A 20,995-nucleotide genomic window follows, 5' to 3' on the forward strand; every position below is an offset into this window, starting at 1 on the left:
GGGGCGGGTGCATGGAGTGCATCAGCATAGGGTGCCCATGCTTCCGCAGATCGCCCGCCGTGGGTGGTGTTGCACACTCACGCATGACACTCGGGCGCTGGACCGGTGGCGAGATCGGAGACGAAGCTGGGAATATCGGCAGGAACACCCTTCATCATCTCGACATGTCCGTCTGCGGCTTTGCTGCAGTAAAGCAGGGTCGGCGTACCCACCGCCCCCATGCGCGACATCAGCTGGTCATTGGCCTTCACCGCGGCAGCAGCTGCCGGCGTGGGACTGGTCCTGATGCGGTAGCCGCCCTCTTCGATTGCCGCGTCAAAGTGCGTTTCATCTTGACCGATGGCCTTGAGCGGATCAGCTGAAGACAGGATCGACATCGCACGTTGAGGACTGTCACGCTTGACGATGCCGACCAGCACGAAGCGGATGCGCAACTTGCCTGCGCGGACCTCGGGCGTGAGGGCCCGATACAGCCGGTTGCAGAAGATGCAATTGGGGTCGATGAAGAACGTCAGGATGGGGCCTGATCCGGGTGTCAGCGCGCTCATGGAAGCTGGCTGCGTGGCGGCCTGCAGGGCAGTCAGGGGACTCGTCCGCAGATTCTGCGCGACCTCGGCCAGTTCGTTGAGGTTTTGGCCCTGCGCGTCGACGAGATTGCCGATGAGGACAGCCTTCGCGTTGGGCGTGGCCCAGATGATCGAACGTGCGGAACCCTTGGCCACCAAGGCCACCACGATGCCCTCGAGACCATCGGGTCCCGGGAAGACCGAAAGGGCGCGCGCGCGGCCGTGGCTGGCACCCGATACGAGGTCTTGCGCACGCGACAGCGAAATCAGAGCGGTTCGTCCACTTGAGTAAGTGCCAGCCGAAACGTTGCTCGAGGCCAGCAAGAGGATCGCGGCGATGCCGAGAAACGCAAAGTGCAAGCCACCCCCCATGACTGACACGATCCGCATAGAGCCCCTCTCCAGTTTGAAGATAATTCCTGGCTCGATATTGCCACAATTGGCTTTGATCTTGATGCCCTGGATCGCGCCGACGCGGTCAGCACGCGTTGGGGCCAGCCATCGTTCAAGCGCTCGAACGACTTGGCACGGCAGGGTAAGAAAACCCAAGGACAGCGTGACCGTTGAGGGCGCATACGTCGGTGCGCGCACTCGATACACATGTTATTCACGCACGTGGCGGATGCAACGAAACCATACCTTCAATCCAGGCATCTTGATCGTTCAAAGGCCGCTCTGCGTCGCCACTCGAAGTTTGCCGTCCAAGATGGCACTTGCTCCGGAAGCAGTGGCGGCGACAGCGCAAAACCCTGTCCTGCATCAGCCCCCAGGGTGCAGGCCCGCTCCACTCGGTCTTGGGTCTCCAGCCCTTCCAATACGGTGCGCAAATGCAGGCTCCGAGCCACTGCAACGAGGGCTTCAAGGAACCGGGGCTGGTGATCGGTGTCGAGATCGGCCAGCAACTGCCGATCGAATTTCACACTGTGGAATGGCAGGTTACGCAGGCGCCAGAGATTGCTGTAGCCGGAGCCGAAGTCATCCATGACCAGTCGCACGCCCATCGTGGCGAGGTGCTGGATGGCGATGTCGCGCATGGCCGTGGTAGAGGTTTCCTCATCCTCCAGAAGCTCCAGCATCAATCGTTGGGGGGCAATGCCGGTCGCAGCCAAGGCATCCTGGATCCAGCGAACGCAGTCGGGCTGGACCAGGACCGAGGGAGGCAGGTTGAGCGTCAACGCCAGAGGGAGCGATTGCGCGTCCCACTGCGCCAGCTGGCGCAGCCCCATGCGCAGCCCGAGTACGAAAAGACGGTTAAGTTCCGCGCGGCCAAACCCTGCGAGGAAGGCCGAAGGCTGAATCAGAGGCTCCGCACCCTGTTCGAGACGCGCCAGCGCTTCGACGGCGACCGGTTGGCCGGTCCGCAAGTCGACGATAGGCTGATAAACCATTTGCACGGCGCCACGGCTGAGCAACTGCAGATGATCGCGGCGCATCTCGGCCGGGATGATCTCGGCGCGACTGCGCCGTCCGAGTTCGACGTAGGCTTGTGCGAAGACCTGGCGCAGCGCCTGCAGGAACAGTCGCGCCGATTCGGGTTCGAACTGTCGTGGCCATTGCCCATAGAGTGCGAACACCGCTGCGGCCTGGCCGCCCAAGTCATCGATCGGAAAGGCCGCCGAAGCGTGGATACCAACCGAGTGAGCGGCGGGCGCCCACGGTGCTGCGCCCGTGTCGATCAGATAGGACGGATTGGTTTCGATCGAGCGGCTGCGCCAGGCACGTGCTTGGGGCGAGTGGCCGAACGTGCTGCTCGCGTCCAGCATCAGCGATCCGACGCGAAGCCTCCGGATCGCCTCCAGGTAGGGCATGAATCCCGGCGAAGTGAATTCATAGACGATTCGCGCCTCGCTGTCGGGACGGCCGAGCGCGAGAGCCACCAGGCCAAGGCGACCCGAGAGTCGCCGCATGGCGCCCGTCACGAACTCCGGCCAATCGGTGGCTTCGACACGCCACTGCTCGAGCGCGACGATCAAGCGATGACGGACGAGTGCCAATTGGCGCTGGCCATCGATTTGCGCCTTGAGTTCCTCACGCATTCGCGCAGTCAGAAAAGTCGCCAGCTGGCTGCGCCGTTCGCGCGCCCAAGGCAGCTGTGCAATGGCTCGGTGCAGTAAGCGGAGTGTCAGCCACATCGCCTCGACGGAGAGACTGAGCGGGAGACCCATCAACTCAAACCACTGCCCGATCAGGTGCGCACGTCGCTGCTGGCGCCGACGCGTCAGTCGCGGCGAATAAACCCCAAGCAGGTAGCGTTCGGCAAATCGCGCCGGATCCACCAGACCTTCGCGTTCGAGAAGCGCAAAGGTCTCACGTCCTTGCGGGTCATCATCCAGGACGGAACGGATGGAGGCGGCCGCCTCGCGCATGGCGGGCATGAGCACTGCGGCAGCGGCGCGCAGTTCAGCGCGCACCGGTTGAGCATACGGATCCACATCCAGCAGAACAACGCGTGGCCGATCGGCAATTGTCTCATCCGCTCGGGATGCTTCACCTACACCAGGATTCGGCAGTGATTCCGGCATGGTGCGTGCCTCCGGGAGGCATTGCAGCACCCGGCTGTTGCGCGGACAAGTGCGGCGCAGCCGATTCAGTGCGGTTTCTTGCTCGTCGCTTGTGTCGAATTGTGAAAACTCGGCGGGTTGTGATCGACGTATCAGCCTCGTTTGGGCAATGGCCTACGATGATCGGCGCAAGGCCAGCGGATGCGGTACCCGAAGCAAGGAGTTGAGTGACCCATCAAAATCGAGACGGTGAAGTAGCCATTGAGTTTGTCATGTGCGCGAAGAATTCTTTGGTGCTGGCTCGGAAAGTTGATGCGAGGGTATTGGCACTGACGACCAAGCCAAGAGGCTGCAGGGAGTCCTGTCATGAACGATTCCGTGAAATTTCCGACACCCTATGCCGTGGCCGTGGACTGGGATGCCCCACATCTCCAGACGCTTTTGCAGCGTGTCGAGTCCTGGCGACTGGATCAGCGCGGCGATCACGCGCCACAAGAGGTTCAACTTTTCATCGGCTTAAATGCGATGACCAGTCGCCCCGGGCTGCTGGTCCGGGTCGGTGATGACACGTTGGTCTTGCAGACCACGTTTCCGTTGCACGTCGGCGAGCGCATTCGCGTCGAGCGGCATTGCATCGATTCGGTCCAGTGTGTCTGGGGCGAAGTGGAGCAGAGTCGTCCCGGACGACGCCCCGGCGATGCGGCGCAGGGCATTCAGATTCAACGCTTGCGACTCTTGGCGCAGAGCCACTGACGGAGCTACCCTGCGCGGCGTCAATACGTTTTCGCGCGGGGGTCACGGGTAAGGCGAAGCCGAGGGCTTTAGTTATGTGAGCCGCTCGAAGCGGCTTGGGCTGGGTCGCTGACACGGCCCCTCTGGTATGGCCACCCTACGGTGGCCGGCCTATCTCAGTAGTTGAAGCTGTTCCACCCGTCGATCCTCTGCCGCTTGATTGCAGATGTATGCGCCTACCGCTGCCGAGCGTGAGCAGCACAGTGCGGCGGCGATGCAATGATCCTCACGTGTCGAAGTCCTGCATGCTCGGTGTATCGTAAAGATCGCCGAGGTATTGTGCAGATGCCGTTCCGGCAAACATGCGACACCGTTGCTCACGGCAGGTTTCCTCTGATGGCAGCGATCATGCATCGTCGCATTCGATAAGGAGCAGGAAAACCATGACGAGCTCTGATCATCCTGATGCGTCAGCACGGTTGACCGAACCGGCACTCTGGCAGCGCGCTATTGAATGGTGTGTGGTCGTTCCCATCGTGATCGTGATACTTCACGTCATGCCGCAAATCACCCAGGGCACCATCAGCTGGGGTGCGGCTGCGGTATTGGGTTGCGGTAGTTTTGTGCTGTACAGCGTGTTGCGCGCGACGGTCGCCACCGGGCTCCACTATCCAAAGACTTCTTGGGGCTACGCCGCCCGGATCTTCGCGATTGGGCTGCTGGGTGCTGGCGTCGGTGGAATCGTCAACACAATCGTTCGGTCTCCGGGTCTTCAGACGTCGTTGACGCTGGCGATTGTGATCGGCATGGTCGGCGCCTTGCCGACACGCCCACGTCGGCGAAGTTGACGCGAGCCAGCGCGCACGCGACATCGTGTTTGCCGGCCATCGTGCGTGCCATCCATTCTTCCACAAGATCGCAGTGGAACCGATCTGATTCGCGCGCTCCGCAGGGCGCTCGACGCGCGACCCATTCACAGCATGCCCAGCTGCCTGCCTCGGCCCGGTGTGGTCCAGTTGCATTCTCCGCGGGGTTCTGCCATTGAGTCGCCGCCAAAGCGCTGAGAGCGCTCAGTCGCGGCGGCCGTGCATGGTGTCACGCCAGGCGGGAATGGCTGTGGCATAAACGGTTTCCACCCGTAACCGGGCCGTCCATTTAACCCTCGCCGCGTCGTTCTGCGGCGTCCCGACCGTGCCCTGTGCTACGCGCGGGCACTCTGTCACGCCGCCTTGCACGCGGCCTACTTCCGCTGCTGTGGACCGACGACGAGGCAACTCTTGGGTTGGGCTACCCGGGTCAAACGCTGCTGGCTGGCCAGCAGGCCAAGGGCGCGTCGCTCAAGGACCTCTCCATCTCCCAATCTCTTGGGCTCTGCTCAAACGCACGACTCTGCAACAAGACGGGGCTGGCGCCGAGCGATCCCTGCGCAGGCTCTTCGACGCTCGAGCCGCAGTCTGATTGCCGGGTAGTCAACGGCGACTGGAAAGCGTAACGCTGCGAGCAGCGACCGAAGAGAAGCCTCGGCGGGCTGACGCCCGCCGCCTATGGCGAATTTCGGAAGGTCCAGCGACGAAAGCAGGGATCGCCCCTGCCTTCTTCGTCCATGCCTGGCACGCCGCTTATTGGCGCAGACCGATGCGACGTCGCCGCATGGCTTCCGCAGCGCCCAGCGCGGCCAGTGCAGTCAGGCTGAAAAGGCCGAGTCCACCGCCACCGCCACCCGACGCGGGCGGTGGCGGGGGTACCGCCGCGGTCACCATGCGCGTGGCGGTCGTGCTGGTGTTGAAGGCATTGTTGGTGCAGGTCAGCGTGGCGGTGTAGGTGCCGGCCGTGGCATAGGTCACGGTGACGCTGCTGCTGGTGGAGGTGCTCGGGCTGGCGCCGGTGCCGAAGGCCCAGGCCAGCGCGGTGCTGCCCGGCGCGCCATTGGCCGAGCAACTGCCGCTGAAGCTGACCGTGCCGCCGGGCTGGATGCTGGTGTTGTTGGCGGCAGGCGCACTGATCGTCGCCAGGGGCTTGGGTGCGATCGCCGCCGCCGAGTTGTAGGCATTGACCAGTCCGTAGCCGTACACGCCATTGGGGTTGCCGCTGCCATTGCTGGCCGAGCTGGTCAGCGCCTGCGCACCGGCCTGCAGCATCGCGGAAGACGACAGCGTGCTGCTGGGGAACGCGCTCTTCAGCAGGGCCAGCACGGCGCCGGTGGCCTCGGGGGTGGCCGAGGTGCCGCAGAAAGTCGCGCTGGGCGGCGTGGTGTTGTTGTTCTGCCCGAAGCCGCCCACGCCGGTGACGTCGACGCAATCCACGGCGGTGAAGTCGGGTTTTTGTATCGTGCTGGTGCCGGTGGAAGGCTGCGAGAAAGAGATCGGACCTTCCGAGGCATACGGTTCGATGGTGAAGTTGCTGGCCGCGACGTTGGCGGCGCTGATCGCCGTGGTGGTCAGTTCATACGGCGCCGGCAGGGCCGACTGGCCGTAGATGCTGCCGACCGGGTTATTGGGGATCAGCTGGAAACTGTGGTTGTTGGCGAAGACCAGCACCTTGAGGTTGGCTCCCGGCGTGCCGTTGCGCATGTAGATGTGCAACTGCAGCGTCTGCGTGCTGCTGCCGTTGTTGGTGTACTGGTTGCCCTGCACGGGCTGCGGTCCGGGCGAGGTCAGCGTGCCCGGGCTGCTGCCGAGATCGCAGTAACTGGGCGACGGCGCTGCCGTGGAGGTGGAAACCGGGCCGGCATTGATGCCCATGCTGCAGGCGAGGATGTTGCCGCTGGTGTCGGTCAGGAATACGTCGTAATCGTTGGGGTCGTTGGTCGCGCTGCTGCTGAGTGGCCAGGTATCGTCCCATTCCACGACATACGTCACCGTGTCGCCTGCCGCGACCGGGAAGCTCATGTAGGGCAGGGGATTGCCGGCGGTACCGAAGTTCTGCGCCTGCGTGTAGGTGTAGGCGTCGGTGGTGCTGGTGGGTGAGGGGCTGATTTTCGTGCTGATCGTCATCGGGTTCCAGGTGCCCGACCAGAATTGCTGCGCATCGTTGCCGGCCGCGGTCAGCAACTGGATGTTGGGGTGCGCGATGGCGAAGTTCTGCACCGCGGTGGCGAAGCGGCCGTTGCTGAACATGGCGACACCCGGAAATCCCAGGTCATCGGCGATGATGGTCGGACTGAAGCCGCCATTGCCGGCCGCGAAGTCATTGAGGCAGGTGATGAAGTCGGCATCCGTGGCCGGGCCGCAGAAACCCAGCCCCGCGCCGGGCGCCATGTCGTAGACGATTTCCATCATCGCCGCGCCTTCGTTGCCGCTGCCGCCGCCATTGACTGCGGTGTTGACATACGGTGCCGGACTGGTGGGCAGATCGCCGGTGCTCTGGTCCTGGGTGATGTCGCTGGAAGTGCTGCCGCTGACCGTGCCGACGCCATCCGAGATAATGCCCACCGAGATGCCGGAGCCGTCGAGGCCGGTGGCGGTGCGGAACTGCGCGGCGCCAAGCAGCTGGTCGCCCTGCGTGTCCACCGAGCCTTCGCGCGGCCTGGCGCCGATCGGCGCCAGATTGCGCGCCGGCACGGCGTAGCGCGGAATGGTGATGCGCGCGACTTGCGTCATGGCGGCGATCCGATACAGCGCGCTCGCCGGCACCCATGCCTGCACCACGCCCAGTTCAGGGCTGGTGAGGATGCGCGTGGCGCCCAGCGCTTGCAGCGTGGCCGGCGCCGGCGCGCCTTGCTGCGCGTCGTAGTGCAAATACACCTGTACCTGGCCGTTGCTGTTGAAACGCGCGGCCAGCGGCGAAGGTCCGTAGGGCAGTTGCTGCGCCGCGAGCGCCCGCGTTTGCAGGGTGTGACCTTCCGTGGTGCCCGCCGTGGCGGCGATGCGCGCGATTTGCGGCGACAGTTTCGCCGCCACTGCGGGTACGGGCGCGGTTGGCGCCGTGGTCGGTGCCATCGCGGCACTGGCCAGCAGCGGCAACGCGGCCAGGATCAAGGTGTACTTCAGTCGATGCTGCATGGTGGTGCCCCCCTTGGGCATGTCCGTCAGATTTTGACCAAGCCTGGCGTGGTCGACGGGGGCCAACACGACATCCCTGTCTGACCATGCGGTTGCTGCGAGTGTACCTTGCCGGCGGACTGCCGGCATCAGTGGTGTGCAGCACCCCGCCGGCGCGAATCGTCGCTGCGATGGAGCATGTGGCGAACTAGAATCCAAGATCCGTCACGCCCCGCGTCCTCGGCATCGACGCATTGAAGACCACAGGCGCGTAGCGCGCGCCGATCGCCAAAATCGAGAGGCGTTCTCGGTCATGGCCAGCCTTGCGATGAAGGAGTTGTGCAGGTGGACACATGGCATTCCCGGATCGAGCCCGTGCTCAATGCCGTCTTGGGGCAACGTGATCGGTACACAGCAGATCACTGCGGGCGCGTGGGTGCGCTTGCCTTCCTTCTCGCCAGAGCGCAGGCACTGCATCGCCCTCATCGCGAGGAGGTCGTTCTGGGCATTGCGGCGCGCTGGCATGATGTTGGGAAGATCGGGTTGCCCGATGCGGTCCTGTTCAAGGCCGGCCCACTGGATGCCGATGAATGGACACTGATGAAAACCCACAGCGTCCGCGGCGCAGAAATTGCCCTTGCCTACGAACATCTTGCCTTCCGTCATGACGTTGCGCTGGCCATCCGCCACCACCACGAGCACTACGATGGCACGGGGTATCCCGATGGATTGCGGGGCAAGGCCATTCCACTGTGCTCCCGGTTGATTTCGGTGGTCGACAGTTACGATGCCATGACCACGCAGCGCCCGTACAAGGCCTCTCGTTCACACCACGAGACGATGTCGGTTCTCGCAAGTGAGCGCGGTACCAAGCATGACCCTGAGATTCTGGATGTGTTCCTGTCACTCGCCTCGCAGTGGCGGTGACGTGACGACGAAGCTGTAGGCTCTCTACTTGCGCTATGCCAAGTCATCGGACTCGCGGGTGGCCGGCATCCTTGGAAAATTAACCTCGGGCGCGCCGGATCTCCAGCCAGTGCGCGAATTCTGCTGCGGGGAGCGGGCGCGCCAGCAGATAGCCCTGCACCTCGTCACACGCGAGTTCGCGCAGATACTGCAATTGGGCGTCGGTTTCGACGCCCTCGGCAATGACCTGCAGATTGAGCCCTCGTGCCATGGCCATGATGGTGCGCACGATGCCGCAGATCTTCTCGTCGGCCGGAATGCCGGCAACGAACGATTGATCGATCTTGAGGAAGTCGGCAGGGAGGTTCCGGAGGTGCGCCAAGGATGAGTAGCCCGTACCGAAATCGTCGATGGCCACGGCGATGTGCATGCCGCGCAGTTCTTCCAGCAGGGCGCGTGCCCGAATCGGGTCCGGAAACATCATGCTTTCGGTGATCTCGACCATGAACTGATCGCCGGGCACGTCATGCGTCTTCAGCGCATCGCCGATCGCCCGCACGCAGGCGGCGTCGTGAAATTCCCGCGCCGACAGGTTGAAGGCCATGCGCAAGTTGAGGTTTCCTGCGGCTTGCCAAGCCTTCCATTGACGGCAAGCTTCATGGGCGACCCAGCGCCCGATCGGCACGATCAAGCCGGTTTCTTCCGCCAGTGCGATGAACTCGAGAGGTGGCATCAGCTGGCCGTCCGGCTGGCGCAGCCGGATCAGCGCCTCCACCCCCGTGATGCAGCCATCCATCAAGCGGACAGTGGGCTGGTAATGCAGGACAAAGCCATCGTGTTCAAGTGCCTGACGCATCAAGGCGGTTTTGGTGAAGATCGTCGTGGCCGTCGTGCCCAAGTCGCTGGCGAAAAACTCGAACCGGTTGCGGCCGCCCGCCTTGGCGCGATACATCGCCATGTCGGCGGCCTTGAACAAGCTTTCCGGGTCGAGGCCATCGTTCGGGTAGAGGCTGATCCCGATGCTGGCGCTGGTTGCAATCTGGTGCTCGCCATCCGCGAAGGGCTGACCCAGACTTTCCAGCACGCGTTGCGCGACAGCCGCAGCGCCCACGGGCGTGTCGATATCTTCGACGAGCACGGCAAACTCGTCGCCGCCCAGGCGTGCCACCGTATCCATGTCGCGGATCGCGCCGCGCGCCACTTGCGCAACCCACTGGAGCAGCCGATCGCCCGTCGGGTGGCCCAGGGTATCGTTCACCTGCTTGAATCCGTCCAGATCGAAGAACAGCAGGGCGACATGGGTCCCGCGGCGCTTGGCTCGATGCAAGGCTTCCTGCAGGCGATCGTTGAACAGCGCCCGGTTCGGCAGATTCGTGAGCAGGTCATGGTGTGCCATGAACTCGAGCTGCTGGCGCGCCAGCTGCGTTTCGGTGACGTCGCGGACCAGACCGAAGATGCCGACGCCGGTTCCGGCGGCATCGCGGACGGGACTGCATTGGATCTCATAGGTCAGTCCCCTGAACGCGGTCACCGTCGTCGACCGCTCGCCTCTCAGCGCCTGTCCGACTGCGCTGAGGATGTCCGGAAACTCCTTGAACAGGTCGTATGCGCAGTGGCCCAGGAGCTGCGTCGAGGTTAATCCCGCCGTTTCCATGGCTTTGCCCGCGATAAAGGTAAACGTTGCGGACTCATCCAGAATGAACAGCGCGATCGGCGCCTGACTGAACACCACGTCCAGGCGTGTCTGCGTTTGCTCGAGCCGCGTGGCGATATCCTGCAATGGACTCAGGTCACGGTAGATGCTGTAGAACGCCACGACGTGGCCGTCATGAACGATCGGTGCCGCCAGAATCGAAACCGGCAGTACCGATCCGTCCTTGCGGCGTCGCAAGGTCTGGTGTTCGGCATCCATCCCGGTCAATGCGGTTCGATTCAAGCCAAGCGCTTCGGCTCGCAGCGACTCAGGGACGATCAGCGCATCGATGTCCTGACCCAGAGCCTCCTCTGCGTCATACCCGAACAGGGTCTGGAACTTTGGATTGGCGACCAGAACCCTGCTGGTCTGGTCGAGGACGACGATGGCCTCGGGCGAGTGATCGAACAGCGCCTGCAAATAGGACTGATCCATCGAGGATCCGAACGCGCCGCGCGAGCGCGCCGTGGGGGTGCTGCGAATACGCAGTGCGAACCGTTGCGTGCCAGCCCTTCGCAAGGCACCGATCGTCATGTGGGTGCGAATTCGGGAGCCATCGGCCCTCACAACAAATACCGGCCATTCCGCGGTGACATCGCCTTTATTGGCCTTGGCCGCCTGGATCAGGGCCTTGGCACCCGGTGCAACGTCGCGCAGCTTCCGGCCGATCAGCGCTGCTCGTTCGAGGCCGAGGATCTGCTCGGCTTGCGGGTTGCAATCCTGAACGATCGCACCATCGGTCAGCAGCCAACCGTCCACTGCATGCTCGATGGCCAAGCTCCGCCAATCATCCGACTCGGGTGGGATCGCATGCATGCAGCCAGAACTCCTTTCAGGTTGGGCCGAGCGCAGCCGTGGCGCCCACGACAAATCCCGCGCGCCCGATGCGAATGGCAGGGCGCTTGCGGGATCAGCGTGTGATTCAGCACTGATCGCGATGGTGGTTCGATTGTCCATGACTCACCTTTCGGATCGCAAGCGATTGACCGGAGCCATGGGCAAGTTGCCGCAACTTGGATTACGGATGAGCGTTCTCTCTGGTGTCGGTCTCGAAGACGCGCTGCGGATACTCGTGGCATCCGAGATACTCGATGTCATTGCATGATGACGTGCAGCTTCGTCGCACGCCCATGCACTGGTGATTCGGCGCCAGCGCATCCGGGCGAACAAGGTGTTCACTGCCATCGTCGCCAAGGTGAGCCCCACGAGCACAAGTGCCAGATGCCCGTCGAAGAAGCGGGCCACCAGCGCGGGTGCGCCTAGCACCAAGAACGTGGCAACCTGTGCATAAAGGTAGTGATTCGCCAGTGCGGAACAATCACGTCGCAGCTGATCCATGGCACACTTCCAAGGAGATCTATATGATCGGTGGCGTATACCAGACGATCTGCGCCACTTGCGTCGTGCCCGGGAGCGCCCTCTGACCTTGGTTCACAGTGCGGATCTGGAACTGCGACACGCTCCGCAGATCGGCTCTCCCATGGAGCGCTACCGCCATCCTGTGGCTGTCGTCACGACGGTTTGCAAAACGTTGCAGCAGGGTGAGCCCGCCGCGCATATGCTTCGCGCCACTGCGGATGCCCGGCGAGACGGGCATCGGTCTCGGGGTGAATGAGGTGTCGCATGACCGTGAATGGTTCGAGTACCGAAGGTGGGTTCAACGTCGAGACGCTGTCCGCGCCGAGTGCCGCGGGTACGGTCTATCGCATTGCTTGCCCACGCATGCGGGATCTGGCATCCATGGATATCCAGGCGTTGGGCAGCATGCTGGCGACGCTGATCGAGGCGGTAGACCGCGGCGCGACATCCAAGGCCACGATCGTGCTGGATGTGCTCGATTGCAACATCGTGCCGCTCTACGTGGACTTTGCCATCGAACATCTGCTGGAGCGACAAGTCCGCACGGGAGTGATCGTGGCGTGTGACGGCTCCACCAGCCATGACGATGACTCCACCTTGCCCAAGGCGCTGCGTGTCAACGTGAGCGCGGCCAATCGCCAAGGCTCGTTGTGGAACCCATTGCGTCAGCGATGGGTACCCGCCCGACTGGGCATGGATGACGGGGCGCTGGATCTGGCTGGAACTCGCGCCGGCCATCGAGCCGACTCCACAGCAGGGGGAGTCAAAAGCGACGGCATATGACACGGTGAGCACACGTGATTGCCTTCGCCCGCTTGGCGATGGCATCGCGAGGCGCTTGGGCCCAAGCTGCCGTGTGCTTGTCGGCCGCCTTGCTGCCCGCGACCACTCGTCTTGGATCGAGTCGGTCGGATCTGACGATCGCCCGGGAGATCCATCAGCGCGGATGCAATGCGATCACGGAAACCGGCGAGCTCGGGTGCCGATGGTTTTGATCGTGCGGCGCGCAAGCTTGCCGAGTCGCATCCAGGCGTGCCCTTCGCGGGTGGCGATGGCGCAGTGAAGTGCGCGGCCGTTTGGGCAGGCCCGCTGGGCCGGCCGCGCAGGTTCAGCCGCAGCGCCCGCTACACCCGATGGAAGCGCTTGGGATTCCAGTCACGCCGATCGCGCCGGCCCCACGCAGGCACAGGACCGGAGCAGCGGCAGTCGATGCGCCTCGTGGGGAAACCGCACCGCCGCGCGTGATTGTTCCGGCCCTACAAAAGCCCATGACACGACAGCCGAGAGGGTGGGGAAGCTTGTGGCTCTCGAGCAGGTCGCCCTGCGCCGGCCCGTCTTGCGGTCGATGGCGACGCGGTGGTGCTGGATCTCTGCCGTGAAACCGGATGCGATCCAGCGCACAAAGAATACGTATGCAGCCTGCGCCGGGTGCCGCGTCGCGGATTTAGCATGCCGGCATCGTGGCGGCGCCTGGGGGTGCGCAGGCGGTTCCGCGCGCATAAGACTAAGGACGACATCCGGTTAATCCGGAGCTGAGCCGCCGCAGAGCGGTGCGTGCCCGACCATGATGACCGGGAGGGAGAGCCGATGGCCAACCGACATTGAGGGGAAATAGCGATGAACCGTCAACACGACCATCACAGCACCCGGCCTTGGCACTGGGCATCTTTGTTCATACTCATTCTGCTGGCCGGGGCGCTGCTCGGCGCCAGCGGCCGGGCGCTGGCCTGCGGGAACAACAACGTCGTCCATTGGCGTGAGATATTCCACGACCAGGGTCCGATGTTCGACAGCAATCCGCAGCCCGCGCCCAACGCGTCCGTCACTCTGACCCTGCGCGTCTGCTACCACGACATCACCAGCGCCAACGTCGTGTACTACGATGCCTCGACCGGCACGACCACTTGGGTTCCGATGAGCTGGGCGTCGACCGATCCGACCGGCCAGTTCGACTACTGGCAGGGCACGATCAGCGACGTGGGCAGCTCGGAGCTGCAATACTGGTTCCAGATCAACGACGGCACCGCCACCGCGTGGTACAACGCCGCCGGCGTCAGCTCCACCGAGCCGGCAGCCGCGAGTGCGGACAACTTCTACATCATCCCGGGCTTCACGACGCCGGACTGGATGAAGAACGGCGTGGGATACCAGATCTTTCCCGACCGCTTCTACGACGGCGATCCGGGCAACGATGTCACCAGCGGCCAGTACAGCTACGGCGGCTGCGAAACGGAGCAGCACAGCTGGAGCAGCGGCTACACCAGCGTCGAGGCGAACGTCAGCGGCTGCAACAGCGAGGTATTCTTCGGCGGAGATCTGGTCGGCATCCAGGACAAGCTGTCCTACATCAAGCAGACGCTCGGCGCCAACATCATCTACCTCAATCCGATCTTCGAGTCGCCGACCAATCACAAGTACGACACGGCGGATTATTACACGGTCGATCCGGCGTTCGGCACTAGCACCGATCTGGAGAATCTGATCTCCGCCATCCACAGCAACAACAACGGGCCCGAGGGCTACCTCATCCTAGACGGGGTGTTCAACCACACCGGCGACACGAACTGCTGGTTCGGGAAGTCCACCTACGGTAACGAGACCTGCAGCGTGACGGGCGCGTACCAGTCGCAGTCCAGCCCCTATTATGACTATTACACGTTCCAGACCTGGCCGACGAATTACTACGACTTCCTGGGCATAGCCCCCAATGGCATCCCCAGCATGCCCAAGCTCGACTATGGCGCCAGCGGGTCCGCCGTGCGCTGCCAGATCTATGCGTGCAGCAATTCGGTCGTGCAGACCTATCTGCTGCCGCCTTACGCCATCGACGGCTGGCGTCTGGATGCGGCCCAGTACCTCGACGCCGGCGGCAACAGCGGCAGCGACGCCACCAATCACCAGATCATGCAGGAGTTGCGCACGGCGGTGAAGTCCGTCAATCCCAACGCGGAGATCCTCGGCGAGTATTGGGGCGATGCATCGGCGTGGCTGGATGACGGCACCGAGTGGGACAGTGCCATGAATTACAACGGCTTCACGCAGCCGCTCTCCGAGTGGATCTGCGGCGAGGACGAGAAGGGCAACTCCGCTTCCATCGACACGGCCCAGTACGCCACCTGGCTGTGGGACACCCGTGCCGATCTACCGTGGAACGTGCAGGAGGTCATGACCAACGAGCTCGGCACGCACGATACGGAGCGCTTCGCCCAGCGCTGCTCCGCGACCAACGGCTGGGGGACTTACGAGGGACTGATCATGCAGTTCACGTACGTCGGCACCCCGATGATCTACTACGGCGACGAGTACGGCATGATGGGCGGGAACGACCCGGAGAACCGCCGCACGTTCGATTGGGCGGATGCCACCACCGCCAACGCCGGAGTCGCGCTCACTCAGAAGCTGATCAGCCTCCGTACGCAGTATCCCGAGCTGCGCACGGGCTCGTTCATACCGCTGGTCCCCGACATGATCGGCGACCTGTACGGCACCACTGGGATATACGCCTTCGCACGCGTCGATCAGAATCATCGACTCGTGGTGGTGCTCAACGACACCAGCAGCACCCAGTCCAACGTGGCGGTACCGGTCTGGCTGGCGGGCGACGCCATCGGCTCGACCGTCACCGATCTCATTTCCGGCACTCAGTACACGGTCCAAAACAACGGCGGCAGGGGGTACGTCAATGTGACCATCGACGGACACTATGGCGCCATCCTGGCCCAGTAACGGTGAAGTGCTGCCGGTGGCGGGGGCGTCGATCGCGTCGGCGCCCCGCCCGGGCGATTTGGCCGTGGCGCCGTGGAGCTCGATGCAAGCAATGGTGTTGGCGGCCCGCAAACAGTGCGAACCAGTAAACCTGCTGAACCAATATTTGCCTCGCGCCGCATGAAACAATTCTTGGCGCGCACCAACAGGTATGCGACGGTGTGGCGGTTCTGCGATGCGATGTGACGGCCCAAGACTGGGGCACTGGTTCATGTCTTCCGCAATCGAGTGAAGCCATCATCGCTCCAGCCTTCGCTGCCGACGCCGTGATGCACGAAGAACAGCCCGTCGGGATCGTACTTGCGTTTCACCGCCGCCAGCCGCGAATAGTTCGAGCCCCAGTAGGCGTGTTGCCAGTCGGTGTCGAAATAATTGCTCTCGGCAACGTAGGCGCCCGCGTGCGGAGCGATACGGCGTAGCGCATCCATCGACGCGGTGACCTTGGCAGCCTGCTCGCGCACCGCGCTGTCTGCCGGCGCATGAAAAGGATTGCCTGGCAAAGGCGGCGGCCCGCCGGCGGCGATGATCGCCAGTGCAAAGGCGCTCAGCACGGCCGGATTCGTCACGGTGTCACGCGCCGCCGCGATCTCGGCGGCCGGCGCGCCGGCCAGCCCCTTGTTGCAGTGCAGTTGTACCTGCCAGTGACTGCTCGCGCTAAACAATGCCTCGCAGAGCTGTCGGCGATGCGCCGAGTCGAGCAAGCTGGCCGGCAACCACGCCGATTCGAAAGCATGCCAATACACGCCCACCTGACCACCGTCACCGGGCCACCAGGCATGCCAGGGCGGCGCGCCGGGACGCGGGTCGGCGATCATCGAACCCGGCGAGTGCTGCTCGCGCCAAGCGACATCCCACCAGTGCCGCGCCGGTCCGCTGCCGATGCTCGGCACTTCGACCAGCGCATAGTCGTGCGGCGATTGCACCACCCAGTCGAAGAACGGTTGCCACACCGCCTGTGCTTGCGCGCTGTCGAGCCCTTGCGAGACCATCGAGATGTGGAGCGTATGGTCCGGATCGAGTTTGATCTGCTCGCCCCAGTGCGGATTGAGTAGATGCTCCGCGTAGAAATCCACGAAGCGGCCGATCAGCGCGCGAAAAGCCGTCGCGGATGTCGCCTTGATCTTGGCGCTAGCGCCGCCGAATTGCTCCGGCAGCTCGCGCGTGCGCAGGGTCAGCCGGGTCACCACGCCGAGACTGCCACCGCCACCGCCCTTGATTCCCCAGAACAGGTCGGGGTTCGTGCAGGCGTTGGCGATGCGCACCGCGCCATCGGCGGTGACGATCTCGGCTTCCAGCAGTCCGGCCGCGGCGGTGCCGTAGTTTTTCGAGAAGCTGCCGAAGCCGCCGCTCTGCACCAGTCCAGCGACGCCGACCGTGGTGCAGCCGCCGCCCTGCACATAACGGCCCGCCTGCGTGGTGACGGCGTGATAGGCGTCGGCCCACATCGCCCCCGCCGCCACCGAGACCGCCGGCTGCGGTGCCTGCCGCCCCTCGCAGCCATGGCCGACGAAGGCGTCATGCAGGGTGATGGCGTTCATGTGTCGCGTCCACACCAGTAGCGAATCCGCTGCATCGGAGGTGCCTTGGTAACTGTGACCGCCGCCTTTGACCACCAGCCGCAAATTGTGTTTGCGCGCGAAATCGACCGCCGCGACCACGTCAGCGGCGCCGTTTGCAGTCACTGCATAGACGCTGGGTCGCGAAGTCCATGCGCGGTACCAACCCGAGCTCTGCGTCAGCCCCGGCTGGTCGCCGACGTAGAACGGATTGCGCAGTTCGGCAAACACCGCCTGGCACGCCGCGCTGCCGGGGGCCTTGAGGCAGGTCTGCAGCGCTGAGGGCACGTGCACCTCGATGAGCCGGCCGCCGACGGCTTGCCGCAGTTCTTCCCACTGTGCCGCTGTTGGCCAGCCGCGATCGCCAGGACGCACGTGCGAGCGCAGCGCGGCCGTCTGTGATCCAGCCCATGCGGGCGCGAGCAGGCGCGAACCGAGCAGCGGCAGCAGCGAAGCAGCAGCGGCGCCCTGCAAAAAACGGCGACGATCCATGAGTCCTCCCGGAGCAGCGTGCGAGCGATGCCCCCAGACTGCCATCGCGCCGCGCGCGCGCAAGCCTTATGTGACGGGCGGGACCGAGGCTGACGCGAGCGGGATGACGCCGCGCAGATCGGCGGGCAGTGCGTCGCGGTAGCGTCGGCTGAGCAGCAGGGTGCTGCCGTCGCGCAGGTGCAGCTCGGCGTCGCCGTGGGCGCGCGGGGTGACGCTGACGATCTGGTCGGCGCGCAGCAGATGGCCGCGATGCACGCGCAGGAACTGCGCCGGATCGAGGTGCTGGGCCAGCCGCGCCAGCGGCGTGCGCAGCAGGTAACGGCGTTCGGCGGTATGCAGCTCGACGTAATTGCCGCAGGTCGCCACGCGCAGCAATTCAGCCAGCGGCACCACGATGCGCCGGCCGCGATCCTGCACCACCAGCCGCGGCGGCGGGGCGGCGGGCGACCATGCCGCGCGCAGGCGCCGCACGTCCTCGTCGGCCGGCCATGCATCCGCTTCGGTCAGGCGGGCACGAACCCGGGCCAAGGCACGCGCCAGGCGTTCGCCGTCGAAGGGCTTGAGCAGGTAATCGATCGCGGCCACCTCGAAGGCGCGCAGGGCATGCTCGTGATAGGCGGTGGCGAACACGATCAGCGGTTGCGGTTCGGGCAGGCGGCGCAGCAGCGCGAAGGCGTCATCGCGACCCAGTTGCACGTCGAGGAACACCAGCGCCGGGCGCGTCGCGCGCAGCAGCGCCAGCGCGCTGGCCACGTCCTCGGCCTCGCCGACGATGCGCACATCGACATGCGCGGCCAGCAGACGCTTCAGCCGCGCGCGTGCCGGGGCCTCGTCCTCGACAAGGGCGACCTCAAGCATCGGCCGGCTCCAGCGGCAGCTTTACCGCAACCAGGGTGCCGCCCTCGGATTGCACAGTGATCTCCAGCGCAGCGCGCTCGCCGTAGAGCAGCCGCAGCCGCTCGCGCACATTGGCCAGTCCAATGCCCTCGCGCCCGGCGCGGTAGCCCGCACCGTCGTCACTGACCGCACAGTGCAGTTCGCCGGCCGCGCCGCGCAGGGTCACGCTCAACGTGCCGCGTCCGTCGGCGAGGCCGTGGCGGAACGCGTTCTCGACCAGGGGCTGCAGCAGCAGGCGCGGCATGCGTGCCATCAACGCCACGGGATCGGCGTCGATGCGTACCTGCAGGCGGCCGGGCTGGCGCTCGCTCATCAGCGCGCAGTAGCTGCGCAGCCAGGCCAGTTCGTCGCGCACCCGCGCATGCGGGTTCTGCGCGCCGGCCAGCACCGCACGCAGCAGGTCGGCCAGCGCCACCAGCAGACGATCCGCGGCGTCCACGTCGTCATGCATGCGGCTGGCGATGGTGTTGAGCGCGTTGAACATGAAGTGCGGCTCGACCTGCGCGCTCAGTTGCGTCAGCCGCGCCTCGCTCAGCTCGCGCGCCAGACGCTGTGCGTCCAGCTCGCGCTGATGGTGCTTGCGGCGCGTGCGCAGCCAGACACACGCACCGATGATCACCGCGTAGGTGATCACGTCCTTCTGGAACTCGTAGAACAGCGGCGCCACGCCGCCGAAGTTGTAGAGCGTGCCGGCCAGCGCATAGACGATCTTGCGCAGACCGACCATCGCAGCCACGTGAAGCATGGAGAACGTCATTGCGGCCAGCGCATGCAGCGGCAGATGGCGCAGCGTGCGCCCGCCGCCAAAGGGAAAGCGCGCATCGAAGCGGAACACCAGCAGCGCCAGCGCGCCGATCGTCAGCGTGCTGCTCAGCTCCCAGGTCAGCGGCTGCCACAGCGGCAGCGGCGGCACGTCGCCGCGATGACCCAGGGCGCTGTTGATGCCCAGCCACAGGCCCAGCAGCAGCCAACCGGTGAGGTAGAGCGCATATTCCAGTAACCGCCAATGGATCCTGATGTCAGACAGACGCTTCAATCGGTCCCCCGAGTGCGACAAATTTTCCGGCAATTGATTGATTCACTACTGTCCGGTTAGATGAGCCATGACGAGCCTGAGAGCAAGTAATGGCGCGGGTTTGCGGCCGATTTCATTTGGTGCCGATTTGAATCCTGGTTCTCAAAAAGTAGGTAGTTTCTCGGGATGGACATCGCCGAGGAGTTGCCGTGAATGTTGGAAAGACCCTGTTCGCGCAGATCATGGAGTTCGTGCCGTGGACCAGCTTCGCGCGCATCGTGCAGCGCCATGGTGGCAACTCGGGCGTGCGCACGCTGTCGTGTGCCGAGCAGTTCCGCGCCATGGCCTTCGCTCAACTCACCTGGCGCGAGAGTCTGCGCGACATCGAGGCCAGCCTGTCGGCCAATGCCAGCAAGCTCTACGCGATGGGATTTCGCTCGGCGGTCAAACGCTCCACGCTGGCCGACGCCAACGCGTCGCGCGACTGGCGAATCTGGTCGGACCTCGCGGCCTTGCTGATCCGGCGCGCGCGCAAGCTGTACGCGAACGATTCGCTCGGCGTCGATTTGGACAACACGGTCTATGCGCTGGATTCCAGCACCATCGATCTGTGCCTGAGCTTGTTCGAGTGGGCGCCGTTCCGCTCGACCAAGGCGGCCATCAAGCTGCACACGCTGCTGGACCTGCGCGGTGCGATCCCCGCCTTCATCCACATCAGCGATGGCAAGCTGCACGACGTGAACGTGCTGGACATGCTGGCCTTCGAGCCCGGCGCGTTCTACGTGATGGACCGCGGCCATGTCGATTTCGCGCGGCTCTATACCCTGCACCAGGCCGGCGCCTTCTTCGTCACGCGAGCCAAGTCGCCCATGGATGCGCGGCGCGTGTACTCCGCCCCCACCGACCGCAGCACCGGCGTCATCAGCGACCAGCAGGTGATGCTCAACGGCTACTACTCGGCCAGGAAGTATCCCGAGCATTTGCGGCGCGTCCGATTCAAAGACCCCGAGTCCGGCAAGACGCTGATCTTTCTGACCAACAACACGGCATTGCCGGCGCTGACGATTGCCGCGCTCTACAAGAGCCGCTGGCAAGTGGAACTGTTCTTCAAGTGGATCAAGCAGCACCTGCGCATCAAGAAGTTCCTCGGCAACAGCGAGAACGCCGTCAAGACGCAGGTCTGGTGCGCCGTGGCCACTTACGTGCTGATCGCCATCGTCAAGAAGGAGCTTCAACTCGATGCCTCGCTCTACACTTGTCTACAGATCCTGTCGGTCTCGGTCTTCGAGAAAACCGAGATTTCATGCGCCTTGCAGGCCGACGACACTGCAATCGATCTGCCTACAAGCGCTAGCCAATTGAATTTGTTCAACATATTGCGTGCGCTGCACGTTTTCCGCCATCCAGAATGCCCGAATCCCGCCACCCAGTATGCTCAGATACCACCACCAAAAATTCGGTATCCGGATTTTAAGTGTGGGATCGGTCGATTTCGTCAGGTTGCTAGTGTAGTGTTTGACTCTTGATGGAACT

The 20,995-nt window shown here is 64.1% G+C and carries 13 protein-coding genes and 1 pseudogene; 7 read left to right on the plus strand and 7 right to left on the minus strand.

Annotated features, from left to right (window positions below):
- Window positions 1–77: 77 nt before the first annotated feature.
- Both Mschef_RS15840 and Mschef_RS15845 read right to left on the minus strand, forming a co-directional pair.
- Window positions 78–1,157, minus strand: a complete 1,080-nt coding sequence (locus Mschef_RS15840; protein ID WP_136256602.1) for a thioredoxin fold domain-containing protein — start codon at window positions 1,155–1,157, stop codon at window positions 78–80.
- Window positions 1,158–1,207: 50 nt separating this feature from the next.
- The gene (locus tag Mschef_RS15845) at window positions 1,208–3,088 is read right to left on the minus strand and encodes an EAL domain-containing protein (protein WP_081130195.1); all 1,881 of its coding nucleotides are present in this window, start codon (window positions 3,086–3,088) and stop codon (window positions 1,208–1,210) included.
- Between the two features lie 345 nt (window positions 3,089–3,433).
- Here Mschef_RS15845 and Mschef_RS15850 point away from each other — a divergent pair, with 345 nt between their 5' ends.
- Both Mschef_RS15850 and Mschef_RS15855 read left to right on the plus strand, forming a co-directional pair.
- Window positions 3,434–3,820: a hypothetical protein gene (locus Mschef_RS15850; protein ID WP_081130196.1), complete on the plus strand. Its 387-nt coding sequence runs from the start codon at window positions 3,434–3,436 to the stop codon at window positions 3,818–3,820.
- 422 nt (window positions 3,821–4,242) lie between these two features.
- Complete coding sequence (locus Mschef_RS15855) at window positions 4,243–4,647, plus strand: hypothetical protein (RefSeq protein ID WP_136256601.1); 405 nt, start codon at window positions 4,243–4,245, stop codon at window positions 4,645–4,647.
- Between the two features lie 771 nt (window positions 4,648–5,418).
- Here Mschef_RS15855 and Mschef_RS15860 read toward each other — a convergent pair.
- Window positions 5,419–7,800 carry a PKD domain-containing protein gene (locus Mschef_RS15860; RefSeq protein ID WP_081130198.1) on the minus strand — a complete coding sequence of 794 codons (2,382 nt, stop codon included), beginning with the start codon at window positions 7,798–7,800 and terminating at the stop codon, window positions 5,419–5,421.
- Between the two features lie 354 nt (window positions 7,801–8,154).
- Between Mschef_RS15860 and Mschef_RS15865 the strand changes: the two genes are divergently transcribed.
- A complete protein-coding gene (locus Mschef_RS15865; RefSeq protein WP_206780163.1) occupies window positions 8,155–8,706 on the plus strand; it encodes an HD-GYP domain-containing protein in 552 nt (183 codons plus the stop codon).
- 79 nt (window positions 8,707–8,785) lie between these two features.
- On the opposite strand, the gene Mschef_RS15870 is transcribed toward Mschef_RS15865, so the two are convergent.
- Window positions 8,786–11,194: a sensor domain-containing protein gene (locus tag Mschef_RS15870; RefSeq protein ID WP_277921500.1), complete on the minus strand. Its 2,409-nt coding sequence runs from the start codon at window positions 11,192–11,194 to the stop codon at window positions 8,786–8,788.
- Here Mschef_RS15870 and Mschef_RS17825 point away from each other — a divergent pair.
- The 3 genes from Mschef_RS17825 (at window position 11,193) to Mschef_RS15885 (ending at window position 15,463) form a co-directional block, all read left to right on the plus strand.
- Entirely contained in the window at window positions 11,193–11,483 is a 291-nt protein-coding gene (locus tag Mschef_RS17825) for a hypothetical protein (RefSeq protein ID WP_168708846.1), read from the plus strand. The genes Mschef_RS15870 and Mschef_RS17825 overlap by 2 nt on opposite strands.
- Before the next feature lie 635 nt (window positions 11,484–12,118).
- Entirely contained in the window at window positions 12,119–12,520 is a 402-nt protein-coding gene (locus Mschef_RS15880; protein ID WP_136256281.1) for a hypothetical protein, read from the plus strand.
- An 834-nt stretch (window positions 12,521–13,354) separates the two neighbouring features.
- Window positions 13,355–15,463, plus strand: coding sequence for a glycoside hydrolase family 13 protein (locus Mschef_RS15885; RefSeq protein WP_081130203.1), 2,109 nt, complete (start codon window positions 13,355–13,357; stop codon window positions 15,461–15,463).
- A 248-nt stretch (window positions 15,464–15,711) separates the two neighbouring features.
- On the opposite strand, the gene Mschef_RS15890 is transcribed toward Mschef_RS15885, so the two are convergent.
- The 3 genes from Mschef_RS15890 to Mschef_RS15900 form a co-directional block, all read right to left on the minus strand.
- Window positions 15,712–17,550 carry an FAD-binding oxidoreductase gene (locus Mschef_RS15890; protein WP_081130204.1) on the minus strand — a complete coding sequence of 613 codons (1,839 nt, stop codon included), beginning with the start codon at window positions 17,548–17,550 and terminating at the stop codon, window positions 15,712–15,714.
- A 66-nt stretch (window positions 17,551–17,616) separates the two neighbouring features.
- Window positions 17,617–18,408 (minus strand): LytR/AlgR family response regulator transcription factor, encoded by a 792-nt coding sequence (locus Mschef_RS15895; RefSeq protein WP_081130205.1) that lies wholly within the window; start codon window positions 18,406–18,408, stop codon window positions 17,617–17,619.
- Window positions 18,401–19,483 carry a sensor histidine kinase gene (locus Mschef_RS15900; protein WP_081130206.1) on the minus strand — a complete coding sequence of 361 codons (1,083 nt, stop codon included), beginning with the start codon at window positions 19,481–19,483 and terminating at the stop codon, window positions 18,401–18,403. The genes Mschef_RS15895 and Mschef_RS15900 overlap by 8 nt, the downstream gene beginning before the upstream one ends.
- A 188-nt stretch (window positions 19,484–19,671) precedes the next feature.
- On the opposite strand from Mschef_RS15900, the pseudogene Mschef_RS15905 reads away from it, so the two are divergent.
- A pseudogene (locus Mschef_RS15905) lies at window positions 19,672–20,835 on the plus strand (IS4 family transposase); the annotation flags it as partial.
- Window positions 20,836–20,995: the final 160 nt, after the last annotated feature.

This window comes from Metallibacterium scheffleri (assembly GCF_002077135.1).
Taxonomy (GTDB): domain Bacteria; phylum Pseudomonadota; class Gammaproteobacteria; order Xanthomonadales; family Rhodanobacteraceae; genus Metallibacterium; species Metallibacterium scheffleri.